We start from the raw sequence: 460 nt of genomic DNA on the forward strand, positions 1-460 counted from the left end.
AGCGCGTGAGTGCGCCCCATCGTTTCAGGCTGTAGTCCAGCGCCTTCGCAATCGCCGAGCCCTCCGCAACGAGTTTGCGCTGCGCCATCAGCCACTCATAGAGGGCGTCGCACACCGGCTTGGCCCGACGCTGTCGAAGCCGCCGCCGTTCGTCGGCATCCAGTGCTGCGGCCTCGCGTTCGATGTCGTAGAGCGTGGTAAAGAACGGCAGGGCCTGCCCCGCAACCTGGCTGCTATGGTTGGCATGCAATTCAAAGAACTTGCGCCGGGCATGAGCCGCGCATCCGATCTCAGTGATGCCGTGCTGGAACGAGGCTTTGTACCCGCTGTAGTCATCGCATACCAGCTTGCCGTGCCAGCTCTTCAGGAACGTGCGAGCGTGCGCACCGGCGCGGCTCTCGGCGAAGTCGTAGACCACCGCGCGCAGTTCGCTGAACTGAGTCGACGTATACGCCCACAG

The 460-nt window shown here is 63.7% G+C and carries 1 protein-coding gene; it reads right to left on the bottom strand.

All coding sequences use genetic code 11. From position 1 onward, the window contains the following. Window positions 1-460 (bottom strand): transposase (locus QCE64_RS37865; protein WP_310009530.1); only part of this gene is annotated, 460 nt, incomplete at both ends.

Origin of the sequence: Caballeronia sp. LZ043, from assembly GCF_031451075.1 — a bacterium.
GTDB lineage: Bacteria > Pseudomonadota > Gammaproteobacteria > Burkholderiales > Burkholderiaceae > Caballeronia.